The organism is Dehalobacter sp. TBBPA1 (assembly GCF_040931655.1).
Lineage (GTDB): Bacteria > Bacillota > Desulfitobacteriia > Desulfitobacteriales > Syntrophobotulaceae > Dehalobacter > Dehalobacter restrictus.
Genome location: NZ_CP162385.1, coordinates 1,100,433 through 1,115,840, shown reverse-complemented (window position 1 = coordinate 1,115,840; position 15,408 = coordinate 1,100,433). Strand labels below are relative to the sequence as shown.

The 15,408-nt window shown below is 41.8% G+C and carries 13 protein-coding genes; 4 read left to right on the top strand and 9 right to left on the bottom strand.

Annotation, left to right across the window (positions count from 1 at the left end; all coding sequences use genetic code 11):
* Positions 1 to 25: 25 nt before the first annotated feature.
* The 3 genes from AB3489_RS05575 to AB3489_RS05565 form a co-directional block, all read right to left on the bottom strand.
* On the bottom strand, positions 26 to 925 hold the full coding sequence (locus AB3489_RS05575) for a class I SAM-dependent methyltransferase (protein ID WP_368294275.1): 900 nt from the start codon (positions 923 to 925) through the stop codon (positions 26 to 28).
* Positions 926 to 943: 18 nt separating this feature from the next.
* A complete protein-coding gene (locus tag AB3489_RS05570) occupies positions 944 to 2,524 on the bottom strand; it encodes a glycosyltransferase family 2 protein (RefSeq protein ID WP_368294274.1) in 1,581 nt (526 codons plus the stop codon).
* Positions 2,525 to 2,608: 84 nt separating this feature from the next.
* Positions 2,609 to 3,697 (bottom strand): glycosyltransferase, encoded by a 1,089-nt coding sequence (locus AB3489_RS05565; protein ID WP_368294272.1) that lies wholly within the window; start codon positions 3,695 to 3,697, stop codon positions 2,609 to 2,611.
* A 70-nt stretch (positions 3,698 to 3,767) separates the two neighbouring features.
* On the opposite strand from AB3489_RS05565, the gene AB3489_RS05560 reads away from it, so the two are divergent.
* Positions 3,768 to 4,856 (top strand): DNRLRE domain-containing protein, encoded by a 1,089-nt coding sequence (locus tag AB3489_RS05560; RefSeq protein ID WP_368294271.1) that lies wholly within the window; start codon positions 3,768 to 3,770, stop codon positions 4,854 to 4,856.
* Here the strand turns inward: AB3489_RS05560 and AB3489_RS05555 are convergent.
* A complete protein-coding gene (locus AB3489_RS05555) occupies positions 4,823 to 5,923 on the bottom strand; it encodes a glycosyltransferase (RefSeq protein ID WP_368294270.1) in 1,101 nt (366 codons plus the stop codon). The genes AB3489_RS05560 and AB3489_RS05555 overlap by 34 nt on opposite strands.
* 147 nt (positions 5,924 to 6,070) lie before the next feature.
* On the opposite strand from AB3489_RS05555, the gene fliB reads away from it, so the two are divergent.
* A complete protein-coding gene (fliB, locus tag AB3489_RS05550) occupies positions 6,071 to 7,315 on the top strand; it encodes a flagellin lysine-N-methylase (protein WP_368294269.1) in 1,245 nt (414 codons plus the stop codon).
* An 88-nt stretch (positions 7,316 to 7,403) separates the two neighbouring features.
* On the opposite strand, the gene AB3489_RS05545 is transcribed toward fliB, so the two are convergent.
* On the bottom strand, positions 7,404 to 8,645 hold the full coding sequence (locus tag AB3489_RS05545; RefSeq protein ID WP_368294268.1) for a hypothetical protein: 1,242 nt from the start codon (positions 8,643 to 8,645) through the stop codon (positions 7,404 to 7,406).
* A 219-nt stretch (positions 8,646 to 8,864) separates the two neighbouring features.
* Here AB3489_RS05545 and AB3489_RS05540 point away from each other — a divergent pair, with 219 nt between their 5' ends.
* Positions 8,865 to 9,764 carry a glycosyltransferase gene (locus AB3489_RS05540; protein ID WP_368294267.1) on the top strand — a complete coding sequence of 300 codons (900 nt, stop codon included), beginning with the start codon at positions 8,865 to 8,867 and terminating at the stop codon, positions 9,762 to 9,764.
* Between the two features lie 76 nt (positions 9,765 to 9,840).
* Here the strand turns inward: AB3489_RS05540 and mscL are convergent, their stop codons facing one another.
* Positions 9,841 to 10,245, bottom strand: a complete 405-nt coding sequence (mscL, locus tag AB3489_RS05535; protein ID WP_368294266.1) for a large-conductance mechanosensitive channel protein MscL — start codon at positions 10,243 to 10,245, stop codon at positions 9,841 to 9,843.
* Positions 10,246 to 10,330: 85 nt separating this feature from the next.
* The gene (locus AB3489_RS05530; RefSeq protein WP_368294264.1) at positions 10,331 to 12,502 is read right to left on the bottom strand and encodes a nitrogen regulation protein NR(II); all 2,172 of its coding nucleotides are present in this window, start codon (positions 12,500 to 12,502) and stop codon (positions 10,331 to 10,333) included.
* A gap of 185 nt (positions 12,503 to 12,687) precedes the next feature.
* Between AB3489_RS05530 and AB3489_RS05525 the strand changes: the two genes are divergently transcribed.
* The gene (locus tag AB3489_RS05525; RefSeq protein ID WP_368294263.1) at positions 12,688 to 13,122 is read left to right on the top strand and encodes a response regulator; all 435 of its coding nucleotides are present in this window, start codon (positions 12,688 to 12,690) and stop codon (positions 13,120 to 13,122) included.
* Positions 13,123 to 13,316: 194 nt separating this feature from the next.
* Here the strand turns inward: AB3489_RS05525 and galU are convergent, their stop codons facing one another.
* Positions 13,317 to 14,237 carry a UTP--glucose-1-phosphate uridylyltransferase GalU gene (gene galU, locus AB3489_RS05520; RefSeq protein ID WP_368294262.1) on the bottom strand — a complete coding sequence of 307 codons (921 nt, stop codon included), beginning with the start codon at positions 14,235 to 14,237 and terminating at the stop codon, positions 13,317 to 13,319.
* Positions 14,238 to 14,283: 46 nt separating this feature from the next.
* Positions 14,284 to 15,408, bottom strand: a complete 1,125-nt coding sequence (locus AB3489_RS05515) for a glycosyltransferase family 4 protein (protein WP_368294261.1) — start codon at positions 15,406 to 15,408, stop codon at positions 14,284 to 14,286.

Below are 15,408 nucleotides of genomic sequence, written 5' to 3'. Positions count from 1 at the left end.
TTTACATAATTTTTCAGAGCACGATCTATAAAAATGATGAAACTGCAATACAGAACAGTTCATGCCCCTGGTGCTGAGACTGCAGCCGCGCTATCATTCCCATCATCCGATCGAGGGATCCGCTATCAGGCCTGTTCGATATTTTTGATGAAGCGTTCAGGTCCGATTCCATTTTTTGAAACGTTTCCCTCGAAAAAAGTGAAACCGGTTTGAGTCCTGCCTCTTCCAGAAGCAGGGTCAGATTCGCAGCATTATAATGAAACAAGTGATCCCTTTCCATAAAAAGCGGGGAATAAGGTCCGTAAACCGCGTTGGTGAATGAATCCCTGTTCGGAATGCTGAAAAATATTTTCCCATCCGGTTTTAACAAGCCGGATATTCCTTTGAGGAATCCCACCGGATCAGCCATATGCTCCAGAACATGCCAGAACACAATTGCTTCAAATTTTTTATTTTGTTCCAATACGCCGGTCTGCCATACATGATTAATCATTTGAATTCCGAATCGTTCATCAGCAAATATACATGCCTTTTCAGACGGTTCTACACCCGTGACCTTCCATCCCGCATTTTTGGCCATGAAAATAAATTCGCCTGTACCGGAACCGATTTCCAAAAGGTCACCTTTATGGGGGCAAAACACTTCCAGCAGCAGAATATTAAAACTTGCATGCTGCAGAAAAGTATCCTGGATGTACCGCTGGCGCATCATGATCCAGCTGTCGTCATACGTTGCGTCAATCAGACCGTCCGGGCTGCTGCCCTGCATGGTCAAAGCAACGTGCTCATTCATAATTAAGTCGCATTTCAGGCAATGAATCAGTCTGAATCCGCTGTATTCAAAAAAAACTTCCAATCTACATCCTTCACATATAGGGCATTTTTCTATTTTGATACCTTCCATCACGATATTCGGTTCTCCCAACAAGTGTATTTGATATAACTAGCGCAATGGATTCTCTTCCCATTCGATCAGTCCGGGGTTCGGGTCAAGGATCGACTCATACTGTTCTTTCCAGCCATAACGCGATTCAGGATCAAGCTGCAAATACCGCAGGTACTTCGCCAAACGGTCTTTCGGGTCCGCCCAGCCCAGATGTTTGATCCTCATATTGCCTAAAGCATAGGAAAGCATTGTAATATTTTTGGGAAACCTCCCGCAGTGCAGGGGGGTTTCATTCCACTCGGCTTGAAAATCCGGCCTGTACCTGATCAAGAAAGGCCGATAAATGGAATGGGCTTGCCAGTACTTATCTTCCCTGTAATGATTGTCATCCCAGAAATCATATAAACGGAAAAAATAAAGGTCCACATCAGGATTACAGATTAAATCCTGGACTTTCTCCTTAAATTTACGTTCGAACATTTCGTCTGCATCCAGGTTTAGGATCCATTCCGGATTTGTCCGGACCGTTTCTTCCCACTGCTGTTTTCTAAGTTCCACTTCATTTTGAAATTTTGATACCGGGTTCTGAATGATCTGATACGGAATTCCCCGAAGGATCTTCCGGCAAAGATTGACACTGTTGTCCGTGCTGCCGTCATCAATGATGACAGCTTCATCTATATAGTGCCTGTGTTCTTCCAGCACTTTTTCCAGATAGCGATTTGCTTCATTTTTCATAATCATTGACAGCGTTAATTTCGGTCTATGAACACTTAAATATTTTTCATTGGTTCTCTCTTTTACTTCTAGTCTACCTTTATCGGCGTCGCACTTTTTCTTAAAATCACTTACCCCCGCCAGCGCTGATTCCCGGTAAATATGATAAGCTGGATAATACGTATCCACAAACAAGTCCAACCCCAGCGCCTTGACCCGGATGCAGAAATGACGGTCTTCTCCCCATAAAGTCAAATTTTCTATTTCCCTGAAACAGATTCCTTGAAGCAGGGCTTTTCTGCTGATCAGCGTGCATGCTCCAAGACCTCCGACTTCGTAAACGCCGGGGACTTTCAATTGATTGAGAAAAGCCTGCTGCCTCTTCATTTGTTCCTCCGGGGTCAGGCTCTCCCCTCTGAGCCTGCGAACCAGATCATAGCTGTCATACAGCCACACATTGGGCAGCTCCGGAGTTTCCGGATACCACGTCGTCCAGAAGATTTCAGAAATAATATCTTTGCCGGTTCCAATCAGGTGGGTGATGGTTCGAGGATAAAGAAGCAAATCCGAATCAACTAAAAACAAATAATCGTAAGAACCTTCAATCGCTTTTTGAATCATAAAATCTTTATACTTAGCAACCTTCCATATCAGGTGCTCTTTCCAGTAATGGGTTGCGTCATCACATACGTAGGTTTCAGAATTCTTTTCTTTGTCCACGGATTGATACAGTCTTACCGGTTTGTTTTGGGCGAAAAGCAGCAGCTGCCGGCTGGACTCTTCCTCATGATTGTCATCAACAAAAATATACTCGATGCATACATCTTCCTGTTCCAGTCTGGTCAGCGAATCAAGAAATTCTCTTAAGATATTGGATTTTTGGCAGACAGGGCTTCCCAGCAGAATCTTTTTCTTCTCCATTATTTTGACTCCTGATTATAGATTGCCGATGCCTAAAGTGCATTGGTTTATTTTGTATATCATCATCTTTGTATAACATCATCTTTAATTTTTACTGACGACGCTGCCCAGTAAAGTTTCAAAATATTTTTGATTATGCAGAACCAGCTTGTCATCCGGCTTATACTCACCGGCCTTCTTGTTATAGCGGATGGCCTCCGCCAGGTTACCGGATTTGAAGTAACAGGCGCAAAGCTCCATACACGGAATATAACCGTAACAATCATGGACGACAGACCCCCAGCTTTCTTCCGGCTTTTTTATCGTGGTTGCCAGCTCATACCAGAATATTGCTTTGGGATAATCCTCCGCAGTTTTATACAAATGACCGATCTGGCAGCAGACTTCTGCCCTGGGAAGATCGTGCTCCATACTTCGCAGCAATGCTTTAAGCGCATTTCTACGGTCATCTTTGCTCAAATAACAGTTGCTCATATCGATGCTGGCATCAATATAATTAGATAAAAGCCCTCCCTCGGTATCGAGGAATTTGTCGTAGTATTGAATGGCTTCGTCAATTCTGCTGTTAATATAAAGCTCCCGTGCGTAATAGAAACAATTTCTGTCGCTTAAGATCCGGCCTTCGGAAATAATCTTTTCAAAGATATCTAGATTTCTTGCAGTTTTCCGTTCAACTTTTTTATGGGTGACACAAATATCCGAGTTGATAATGTTTCCTTCAATTTTTATATATTCGTGAATCGGGTCTTGCCAAGTATAGTTCATCGACCTTTTCAGGAGTCTTTCCCGGAAAAAAGTACAGACAGCATTCCCTTTATCATCAACGCCAAGGTTATATCTCATCATCACAATATCCACTTGCGGATTCAGGGTCTCTTTCAGCTGCCGGAGCTTATTCCTGTCATCCTCCAGCAGCACATCATCTGCATCCAGCCAGAGAATATAGTTCTGGGTAGCTTGGGCAAAAGAAAAATTCCTGGCTGCTGCAAAATCATCTATCCAGGCAAAATCATAGACCTTAGCTTGATAACGGGTAGCAATCATTTTGGTTTTGTCCGTCGAACCAGTATCCACGATAATCATTTCATCGGGTATATCTCTGACACTTTCGAGGCATCTTCCGAGCGTCTTTTCCTCATTTTTTACAATCATGCACAGGCTAATTGTGACCATTGCTTTCTCCTTGAACTGTATCAAATTCACAATTCATACTATGTGAATCAAGCAAGTCTGGTGAATCTTGATGCGCAATCCGCGGACAAGCGGAATACTATATAACGTAGAAAAGCTCGTTCAAAAAGGAAAGGTGATAGGATTGATTCACACGTTTTACGCGGCAGCCGATGCCTATATAACTAATCTTACCCCAACTGCGAATAACGGAAAGACAGGTGCGATGTATACAGGCCTGGATCCGTATTCCAGTTCAATCTATAGAAACTTGCTAAGGTTTGACCTCTCCATGCTTGAACCCAATATTACCATCCAGAAAGCGGTGCTCCGGCTTTATCTGACTACGCGTTATCAAGCAGGCGTGCCGCAGCAGCTGGATATTTACCGTTTAACCGCTGCCTTTGAAGAAACTGCTGTAACCTGGGATAATGCTCCCGGATCCGTTTTAACTCCTGATTATACGCTGGTTGATGATAACAACCCTAATGGCTATATCGATATCACCATGACCGATCTGGTGAAAGGCTGGTATATTACACCTGCCGACAATTATGGCATTATGCTTCAAACTACGGAGCTTACAAATTCCCTTTTGGCCTTCAGAACAAGGGAATATGCCGAAAGTGCCATGTGGCCTATGCTGATTGTCGAGTATTCCCTGACCCATACCGTCATTTACACCAGTCCTGTCATCGGTGACTTCTCCTATTTATCCACAAGCTTTGTTTTAGAAGGGCATACCTTAGAAACAGCTTATACAATCACCTATGATTCAGCAGCCCCTACAGCAGGTCTTGCTATCGTGGAGCAAAGCCAGGATGATGATACTTGGGCCCAGTCAACCTCCATTAGTTTGGACCCTGGAGAAACCAGAACAATGAATGTTTCTACACCTATGGTCTATGAAAGGCTGTCATTTGTAAATGCTGCAAGCGCCGCTATGACGGATACCGTCGGCAGTACAATCGATGTCAATACCAATATTGATAATTCCAATGAAACTGCTTTACGTTACGAATCATCGAATACGATTCTTCCTATTAACCCTGATACCGGGGTTATGACGTTAGCAGTTGCGGATACGACGACAATTATTATAACCGCCAAATACCTGGATAACTTCAACTACTTTAGCTTTGAAGTAATTGCAGCCCCTTGATAGCCAAGGCTACTAAATAACATGCGGTTGAATACGACTCCCGGATTATCCGGTTTGTATTGAGCCGCTTTTTCATTGTATTTTTGTGCTTCTTCCATATCCCCGATCCTGTAATAACAGTAACATAGCTGAATATTCGGGATAAAACCCCAGAAATCATGCAGGACGGTATTCCAGCTGATGTCAGGCTTTTTGAGGGTAAGCGCCAACTCGTACCAGCCAATTGCCTTCGGGTATTCTTCTTTTTCCAAATATAAGCTCCCAATGTAACACAGTGTCTCAGCGCGCATACTGCCGTATTCAAAACTCCGGATCAATGTCCGGAGCGCTTTTTTCCATTCCTGAGCCCGATGATAGCAATCGGCAAGGTCCAGACAAGCCAGTATCGCATAGTTTTCAAACATATTTTCACTGTCCAAATAGCGATTGTATTGCTCAGCGGCCTCCTCACAGCGGCTGTTGATATACAGTTCCCTCGCATAATAGTACAGGTCCCTGGCGCTGATTTTGCTGCTTTGTCTTATGAGTTTTTCCAAGATCTTTAAGTTTCGGTCGCTTGTACCACGTTCTTTACAATGCGTAATGCAGATTTCAGTATGAAGAATATTGCCGCTGAACTCAATACACTCATGAATTGGATTGCACCATTTGAAACCGGCACTTCTGTTAATCAGCCGTTCCCTGTAGAATGTGTCGGTCTCATACCCTTTTTCATCCCTGCTAACATTGTATTTCATCATCACAACATCAAAGGACAGCGGTATTTCCTGCTTCAATTCCATAAGAAGTTGACGGTCCTCTTCCAAAATTACATCATCAGCATCCAGCCACAGGATATAGTCCATCTGAGCCATGGAAAAAGAATAGTTCCTGGCCGCAGCAAAATCATCAATCCACGTAAAATCATAAATCTTCTCGGTGAATTTTGCTGCAATTTCCTTAGTCCGGTCAACAGAACCGGTATCCACAATGATAATCTCATCGACAATGCCTTTAATCCCCGTCAGACATCTTTCCAGTGTCAGCTCCTCATCCCGGACAATCATACATAAACTGATCGTAATCATCGCGCTCTCTCCGGTGCTTTATCATTTTTCTTTGCTATATTTTTATGTTGCGGAAATTGTTATGTGCAGTCTCAACCCGGAATATGGTTACATAGGATAGTCATATGAATATAGGGATATGAATATAAACCACGTGAGGTGCATTCCATGACCGAAGCAAAAAGAAAGGTTTTGTCCCCTTCCTATCTGAAAACCTTCAGCTGTATTGCCTCAGCCTGTGAAAATTCCTGCTGCATAGGTTTTAACATCCGAATCGATCCGGAAACCTTCAGCAAATATAAGATGGAGAATGATCCCGTCATCCGTAAGTTATTTGAAGAAAATATTTATATCATCCGCAGTTCGACAGCAAAACAGGATTATATCACCATCAATCCGACTAAAGATTATCGTTGTCCTTTCCTCACGGAAGAAAAACTGTGCTTCCTGCAATGCCGGAAAGGAGAACAGTACTTATCCGAGATCTGTGCTTCCTTTCCGTGTATAGGCAATATTTTTAACGGTGTCCTGGAAAAATCAGCAACTCTAGCTTGTCCGGAAGCGGCACGTCTGGCTCTGTTACAGACCGAGGCGATGGACTTAATCGAAGTTGAAGAGCCTAATGATACCCGGAATTTTGTTTACAATTTGCTGAACACCGAAGACGAAATATTTCAGAATAAACCTGCGAAGCACCTGTCTGAACTCAGAGAATTCACTTGGAGTATCCTGAAAGACAGAAAATACCATTTAGATGACAGGGTTGTTTTTCTTGGGGCCTTTATGGAAGAGGTTGACCGACTGGAGAAAGTGTCTGCTGTTGATAGAATCCCGGATCTCATTTTGAGCTACACAGCTCTTTTTACGGATGCTTCAGCAATGCAGGATATAACAGCCATTCCTGTTTCTCCGGTCCCACGTATTTCCCTGTTTCTACCTCCTGCGATCCGTGTGATTCTTCCCTCGATTGAATCAGACCGGTATCTGCGTTGTTTCAGTAAATTCTTAGAAGGAATTCGTTTTTATGCTTCAACAAGTTATACCCAAGTTGGTAAATGCTATGAAGAAGCCTACCAAAGGTATTACTCCCCTTTTATGCGTGAACATGACTATATCCTGGAAAACTACCTCTTAAATTACGTTTTTATGAAGCTGTTCCCTTATGACTTGAATGGGAATTCAGTTTATTACAGTTACTTGCTGCTGGCAGTTAATTATGCCTTGCTCAAAATGCAGCTCGTTGGAATATCCGCTTATCAGCAGGAACTGACCGTTGATACTGCCCTCATGGTGATTCAATCCTATACAAAGGCTGTCGAACATAAATACCCGATTCTCCATAACCTGATTCAAGCGCTGAAACAAAACCATTTGGATTCTCTCGCTCATATTGCAGTTTTTGTCAAGGATTAAAGCCAAAGACACTTTTGAATAGTGAGAAGCTCACCCTGAAATAATACAGGCGGGCTTCTCTAACGCTCATCTTATACCTATTTGACAATCAAGGATCAAGAGGCTGTTGCAGCGGTAGATAATTACTGCTGAAAAGCGGGTCTACAATTTGGTCACTGACCACAGTAGGTGTTGTTCTTGACCAAATAAATACCTTTCCTGGGGGCGCGCCGGATACTTCGATTTCTATCTGGGTGTTGGGCAATTTTTGATTGAAGAAGATGCTTGTCGTGCAGTAAGGTGGCAAGGTAACCGTTGATTTGAAAGTTGGACTGAGAAGTGTCTTGGGACAGACATCTACATTAAAGACCGAAACATTGATAGGCCCGATAGTGGATGCACTGTTGTTCATGACTTTAACATCCAGGATATTCCCTACACTGGGATTACTGAGTTTGAACGGTCCTGAAGTCTGAGCGTTGGCAGCACCTAGGCTTGCTTCTATCGCTGCTACTTCAGATTTTATTTCCAGCAAACCAAAGGTGGGACTCAATACAGCGTTTTGGATCTGGAAGATTTCCGTTTTAATTTCTGCTAAGCCAAATGTCGGACTGAACACCGCGCCTTCGATTGCTGCTATTTCGGATTTAATCTCCTGCAGACTGAAAGTCGATCCTACGATACTCGTGAAAATGCCTTCAACCAGCGTGCCAATACTGAAGACTTCCGTCTTGATCTCTGCCAACCCAAACGTTGGACTGTCTAGCTTATTTTCGATATTCTCAACCGTGAATTCAATAACCTGAACTTCGGACTTAATCTCCTGCAATCCAAAAAATGGATGATTCACTGCTTTTTCTATCGAAAATATCTCAGTTTTGATTTCTGCAAGCCCAAATGTCGGGCTTTCCAACAGTTTTAGGATTTTCTTGCAATCAGGCCAATGCTTGGGACAGCAGCCTTTTTTCTTGCAGAAAAATTTAAACGAACTGCCAAAGAAAAACAGGACGCCTACCGCAGTCACGCTTATTTTCAGATTTCTTACGATCACAATCTTTTTTCTACCTACCTGATCTTTGGGACTGGTTTGATTATCAACCTTGCTCTTGTGAAGAATTTTTATTGTCGCCCCACCTAAGAAGAGTCCCGACAATACACCAATACATATGATTGTTGTATTCACAGCTTGTTTAATTGTAGCAAAACGTGCGTATAGTCCGGACTCAGCTGCATATCCAGTTTCTGTTTGATTATTACGCAATTCATCTTGGATTATCTGCAAGTGACATAAGAAATTTGCCAAAGATATTTTATCCAATATTTTTTTACCATTTTGGTAGTCATCAGACACCACAATACCTCCTTTGTATTTCTAATATTATCCAATTTTAGTACGTGCTTATTAATATGATTTTGAGAAATTTATTGTGAAGAAAAACAAGCATTTTCTCAAAATAATGGAGATATCTCAAACAAGCTCAACCTAGTTTTCATACAATATGCTGTAATAGCTTCTAAAACATGCTTCAGAAGTATTTGAAACAAGATATGGAAAGAGGAAGGGAAGACAATGATTCCACCTTTCATCAGTTATATTACATTTAACCGCTTGGGCCTGACCGCGAGAAATCTTGATTCGATCCTTGATACTTCAGAAGAATTTGAAATGCACATCATCGACAGCAATTCCAGGGATGATACCTGGGAATATTTAAGATCCCTTCAGGACCCGCGCATCCAATCCGTAACCAGGCTTCCTCTAAACTGCGGACCCATTTATCCCCTGAACTTAAATCTTTCCAGAAGAAAACCGGAACAATATTTTTTAACCATTGACAGTGATGTTTTTATGATTAGCAAAAAATGGATTTCACGTTTTATGGAGGTTTTTGAGACATTTCCTGAAGCGGGACTTCTAGGCGTTAAAAGAGGAAAACCTTACCCTCGGTATTACCCTCCGGTTATTCCCAGAGTTAAAGACAACATTCATTATTTACAATTAGAAAACGGTCATATTGACGCTCCGCTCGACTTTGTTCCAGGCTGCTGCCAAGCCTTAAGACCGGAATTAATCAATCAGATCGGTTATTGGAACGAAGAATGCTGTTATGGTGATTCCGAACTATCTGCGCGGATCTGTTGTTATACTGATTTCAAGGCAGGTTTTATCGATACCGTTGAAATTGAGATGACGCAGTCCATTAACTGCGCCGAGTGTCAGGCTGAAAGATGGTGCAGCTTGAATCATCCGGTAGATACCTGTTTCGATATCTGGCGCAGATATTATATTAATAGAGCTGCCGCCGCAAAGTTCCGGCCAAACTTTCTCAAGGTATTCCAGGAACTTAAGCAAGGAAAAAGGTCAGCCTATTCAGCCTCAATGTCCGATCCCGAGTCAACCCAAAAAAACCTGTATCACCAAAACTGGGCAATGGAAAATATCAGATATTATATTCAAAATTCCAATTAAGAAATAAAGCAAGAAACGAAAAGAATTGATGCAACAAAAAGCACCTTTCCGCCATAGGAAAGATGCTCTTAACCAATTACCTGAACTTCAGGATATCCCTTATCTCCGTAAGCAGGATTTCCTCATTAGAAGGTTCCGGAGGTGATTCGGAGGCGGGCGGCTCTTCTTCTTTCTTTTTCCTTAATTTCATCAACACTTTCAGCATAAAGAAGATGGACAGTGAAATAATCAGAAAATCAACAATCGATTGAATGAATGCGCCATACCTGATCGCCGCTTCCGGTACACTGTCTGTAGCTTCCGTAATGACAATTTTCAGATTGGCGAAATTAATCCTTCCGAGCAAGAATCCGATAACCGGCATCAGTATATCATTAACCAGAGACGTGACAATCTTCCCGAAGGCACCACCAATAATTACAGCTACCGCCAAATCGACAATGTTACCTTTCATGATGAACTGTTTGAATTCATTAACCATCGGATCACTCTCCTCAGTTACCATTATAATCAAACAAACTGTCTTACACAACGGCTCCTCGCCGCTCCTTGCCATCCAAAGAATATTATTCCCAATGTTCCAATAAACGCTGCACTGTACTGATCAATCCGGTCAGATCAGTAGAATATTGTATATAGCTTACTTGCTGGTTCCCACTGTACTGTATTGCATCATCCGTTTCTTTAACCATCGATGGCAGCTGTATTGATGTCACAAGCAGCAGGATCCTGGAATCGGGCCAATGTGTGCGGCATTCAGCAATTAATGCTGACGTCTTTGGGCCGCCCTCCCCATCCGGTGATTCGGCAATAACGACTTTGGGATAAATTTCAAAGGAACCCATTTCATCGGAACCTTGTAGCGCCCTTTTCAGACCCGAAATCGTTGTCACTTTTACCCCAGTGCTCAAAAGGGCCTGCTCCAACGGATAATTAAATAAATTATCTTCCAGTGCGATCAGGACGTCGGTCTCACTGTTTTTTTGGTTTGCCGCCGGGGGGAAACTCATTGAAAAGACAGCACCGCCATCTTCCCTGTTAAAAGCCGTAATTTCACCGCCATGATTATGTACGATGGCCCGAACAATGGGGAGTCCAAGACCGGTTCCCCTTTCTTTTGTGGTAAAAAACGGACGGAATAAATTTTTCATGGCTTCCGGCGTTAATCCCGGCCCATTGTCTATGACATTGATACAAACATGATTGCCGCGTTCTTCCAGCCGAATGATTACTCTTCCGCCGGCGTCTGCAGCCTGGACTGCATTTCGTACCAGATTCAGCATGACCTGCGTTAATTGTCCCGGATCAGCTGCCACTGGCGAGACCTTTCCTGTTTCCAGAATAATATCTGACTTTGTGCCCATAGCTTCTCCTTGAAACAGCGGCATCAGTTCCTGGAGAAAAGCAACCGGGTCAATCGGTTCGGCTTCAATGTTGGATGGTTTTCCAAGCAGCAAAAATTCATTCAATAGACGGGTGACCCTGTCAAGTTCCCGCAAAACCAGGTCTTTATAATTGCGTGTCAGTTCAGGATCTTTCTTGCGGCCCATGAGCTGTAGAAGCCCGCTTGCCGCACTGATTGGATTACGCAGTTCATGCGCCAGGACGCCCACCATCTTGGCAGTCGCCTCAAAACGCTCAGCCTGACGGGCACTCTCCTGCCAGCGGTAATAATCCGTCCGATCCTCCAACAGCAGCAGCCAGCCTCTGACTGTCGTTTCTTCCAGCAGCGGAGATACCTGCCAGTCAACACGGCAAATGTCGGAATCACTGTACTTATCCGGGAAAGAATCCATTTGCCCGCCAACCGGGATAACGGTATTGGAACGGATATAACCCAGCCACGGTCCCGGCCAATCAGCGATCGGGCTTCCGAGCAGGTCAACATTTGCACCATTCATCAATTGCTCTGCCTGTCTGTTGGCATAGATAATTCGATAATGACGGTCAATCATAACAACTGCACTGCCAACCGCACCCAAAAGTACATCCAGCTGTTTCTTGAGCAGTCGGCATAAACAAACTCCATCAAAAGCAATGACACACTCTTCAGCCATTAGAGGGAGCAGAAATTCCGCCCGGCTGAAATCACGAGGCTGTAAAACGCCTAACTCTCCGTGTAAATTACCTTGGTTGATTTCAAAGATAATTGTTTCAAAAGAATATCTGTTTAAACGGGCAGCCTCTACCGCACGCTCATCTCCTTTGATCAGTAAGGCAGAGAATCCTGAGTCTGCATACTCTAGCCAGCTCCCCTCTGCATCAAGCAGGATCATCAGGGCATTTAAAATAAGCTCAAGCAATTGATCCTGAACATTTTCTTCTCCGTGACAAAGAGATATAACAGTATGGTTCAATTTACGCAGCGCAGATAATTCAACAGTCCGTATCTCTCCGCTAAATTCGGCAAGTGCATTCTGGAAGCTGCTGAGCATATCCGCAGCTAAACGGGCCCGGTCAGCCACGGAAAAATTCGATTTCCCCTGCCGGCAGGAAGAGCACTCCACTGCATCCAGAAAGAAACCATCATTCAATGGCCAGCGAACAGGTTGCCGGCTGAAAGGTTCATACATCTGATGACAAATGGGGCAGGACTCAGGCCTTTTCGTTAATAACGTGCCATCTTCAGATACAATCATCAATTTCAAATGTAAGCCTGTTCCGATACATTCCAAAAAAGTGTTCCAGCGTTCCGACTTGATTATTTCGACTGCCTCAATCCACTCGGACACGGTCATGGTCCTCCTTTGCCTATCCTATCTGTACATAAGCAAATTCGACCAGAATTGATGATTTCCTTCCAGATATTACACTATTTTTTCCATGTAAGTCTGATTAAGGAAACACGACTCGACACTATTCGCTCAATCCCGGTGTTATACTGAAATTAGTCCTAATCCATATTAATTTGGAGGATTGACACATGAATAAAATATTGGTCGTTGAAGATAACCCCGTTATTGGAATGGTTATTCAAACCGTGTTAACCGATGAAGGACATCAGGTTGAAGTGCGGAAAAGCGCCATGGAAGGTCTGTACCTGATGTACACCGGTTTTATTCCTGATTTAGTCCTTACTGATTTGATCATGAGAGAAATGGATGGCAGAGATCTTATCCTAAGAATGCGTAATGACAAAAAGCTTTGCAGTATTCCTGCAGTCATTATTACGGCTTCAATCCCTAATGCAGAAAATTTGCCTGATAAAGATCAATTCCAGGGCTTGCTAAGTAAGCCCTTTGACCTGGAAGATTTGGTCGAAACCGTTGACAAGCTGGTCAATCATCACTCACCTCCGGCTAATAACGTAACGCTTCAGGCTTCGACTCCAATCACACCTGCACCCGTCGCAGTATAGGAACAGATAAAGACTGATAAATTTCTCAGTTGTTTGAACTGGATGAATAAAAACCGTCTTCCTTTTTTACAGTCATTGATTATACAATAAGAGTGTAGCTTTATTTTATTTGGGTAGCAAGATTTACATAAAAATAATAAAAAAGTATACTGTCTTAATCTAAGGTATATAATTAAATTGATTTTGAGATTACTTCAAGAAGCAGCCGAATCATTTTCTTGTTTTACAACTCTTTTTCTGATTTCATTTCTTTCTAAATAAAGTTCTTCTAAATATTTCTCAAATCTTTCTCCAAGACTTGGAGATTCCAAAGCAAATTCTACTGTTGCCTTCAGATAACCTAGTTTATCACCTGCATCATAGCGTTTCCCTTCAAACAGACAAGCATAAATGTTCTCATCCTTACTCATAGATTTTAATGCATCCGTCAACTGAATTTCACCGTCCGTTCCAGCAGAAATTTCTTCCAAATATTTAAAAATTGAAGGATTAATAATATACCTACCTATAATCGCTAATCTAGAAGGCGCTTTGGCTGGAATAGGCTTTTCAACTAAATTTTTAACCCGCCAAATGTTTCCTTGGTGATCCAATGGATCGATAATACCATACTTACTAACTTCGCTTTCCTGTACTTCCTGAATTCCGATCACACTGGAACCTGTTTCCTCCGAAATATTCATCAACTGTTTGGTCACAGGTATATTAGATTTTATAATATCATCACCAAGCAGGACTGCAAATGGTTCTTGTCCCACAAATGACTTGGCACAATAAATTGCATGTCCAAGCCCGAGCGGCTCATTCTGCCGGATATAATGGAAATTTGCCATATAGGACAGATTTTTAATCTTCTCAAGTAAATCAAGTAGTCCTTTTTTCTTCAGGTGAGCTTCAAGCTCAGGCGAACGGTCATAAAAATCAACAATTGGCCACTTGCCTCTACCGGTAATAATTAGAATGTCTTCAATACCTGAGGAAATAGCTTCATCGACAATATACTGAATAGTTGGTTTATCAACAATTGGTAGCATTTCTTTCGGTAAAGATTTCGTTGCTGGTAAAAACCTTGTACCAAGACCCGCCGCAGGTATTATTGCTTTTTTGACTTTCATAAAATCTCCTCCATATAAATAGCCGGTTGCATCTCATTACCTTTAATTATAAACATTTATTAAAAACATCATAATATACTTTTTCCGTACTTTCCGAAATATTGTCCCAATTATAGTGCATTACAACCTTCTCATAAGCTTTTTGTCCTGTGATATTCACAATCTCAGGGTTCAAAAGTAAATATTCAAGCTTCCTTTTTAAGTCGGATTCATCGGACTTCTTAAAACTAAAGCCACAATCTTCATCTATTACATTAACATTTTCAGGTATATCACTTACTAAACAACATTTTCTATAACTCATAGCCTCCAACAGAGTTATTGGCATACCTTCAACATCAGAAGGAAGTACATAAACAAATGCATTGCTAAAAAGCTCTTCCAATAACGGCCCCTTAACATCTCCAGTAAAAATGATTTTATTATTAGGATTTTTTTCCTTTATTTCATTAACATAGGAGTCAGTATAACTTGATCCGCCAGCGATAACAAGCTTTTTATCCGTACTTAAATCTCTATAAGCATTAATAAGATAATGTGCTCCTTTCTCTGGTACCAACCTAGCAAGAAATAAAATATATTTCCCTTTCTCCAGACCATATTTCATTATTTCTTTTTCTTCTCTTAGCGGTTGACTATTTACGCCGTTTGGAATATATATTACTTCATCTTCTTTTTTTATATATTTATAAAGATAATATTCTCTTAAATTTTCCGAAACAGATATTACTTTATCAGGAAATCTGGCAGAAACCTTTTCTCCAAACTTCAAATATAGTTTTGCTAATTGACCCCATTTATCTCTTTTCCAATCTAATCCATGAACTGTAACAATAACATTTTTTCCAATTATTTTCGGTATAAAGCTCAACGATGCAGGTCCTAATGCATGATAATGGATAATATCATACTGTTTTGTCAAGCTGTCCATTGTTGCTTTGAATGTATATATAATAGGTTCCAAATATTTATTTTCTGACGTAGGAATGTATTTTAAATTTATTCCGTGATAATTTTCTAATGTCGATCGACCGGCTTTACCTATCGCCCGACAGTAGACTGTAACTTCATGTCCTTTCTTAGTTAATCTCTTACTGATCTCTTCAACGTGTCTTTCAACTCCACCGGCAAATATAGAAATTCCTTTTTGACCAATCATAGCTATTTTCAT

What these genes read in the sequence shown, in the direction of transcription:
- AB3489_RS05570 (WP_368294274.1), bottom strand. Translation starts at nt 2,524, where the DNA reads ATGGAGAAGAAAAAGATTCTGCTGGGAAGCCCTGTCTGCCAAAAATCC.
- AB3489_RS05525 (WP_368294263.1), top strand. Translation starts at nt 12,688, where the DNA reads ATGAATAAAATATTGGTCGTTGAAGATAACCCCGTTATTGGAATGGTT.
- mscL (WP_368294266.1), bottom strand. Translation starts at nt 10,245, where the DNA reads ATGGTTAATGAATTCAAACAGTTCATCATGAAAGGTAACATTGTCGAT.
- AB3489_RS05555 (WP_368294270.1), bottom strand. Translation starts at nt 5,923, where the DNA reads ATGATTACGATCAGTTTATGTATGATTGTCCGGGATGAGGAGCTGACA.
- AB3489_RS05560 (WP_368294271.1), top strand. Translation starts at nt 3,768, where the DNA reads ATGCGCAATCCGCGGACAAGCGGAATACTATATAACGTAGAAAAGCTC.
- AB3489_RS05540 (WP_368294267.1), top strand. Translation starts at nt 8,865, where the DNA reads ATGATTCCACCTTTCATCAGTTATATTACATTTAACCGCTTGGGCCTG.
- AB3489_RS05565 (WP_368294272.1), bottom strand. Translation starts at nt 3,697, where the DNA reads ATGGTCACAATTAGCCTGTGCATGATTGTAAAAAATGAGGAAAAGACG.
- galU (WP_368294262.1), bottom strand. Translation starts at nt 14,237, where the DNA reads ATGAAAGTCAAAAAAGCAATAATACCTGCGGCGGGTCTTGGTACAAGG.
- fliB (WP_368294269.1), top strand. Translation starts at nt 6,071, where the DNA reads ATGACCGAAGCAAAAAGAAAGGTTTTGTCCCCTTCCTATCTGAAAACC.
- AB3489_RS05530 (WP_368294264.1), bottom strand. Translation starts at nt 12,502, where the DNA reads ATGACCGTGTCCGAGTGGATTGAGGCAGTCGAAATAATCAAGTCGGAA.
- AB3489_RS05515 (WP_368294261.1), bottom strand. Translation starts at nt 15,408, where the DNA reads ATGAAAATAGCTATGATTGGTCAAAAAGGAATTTCTATATTTGCCGGT.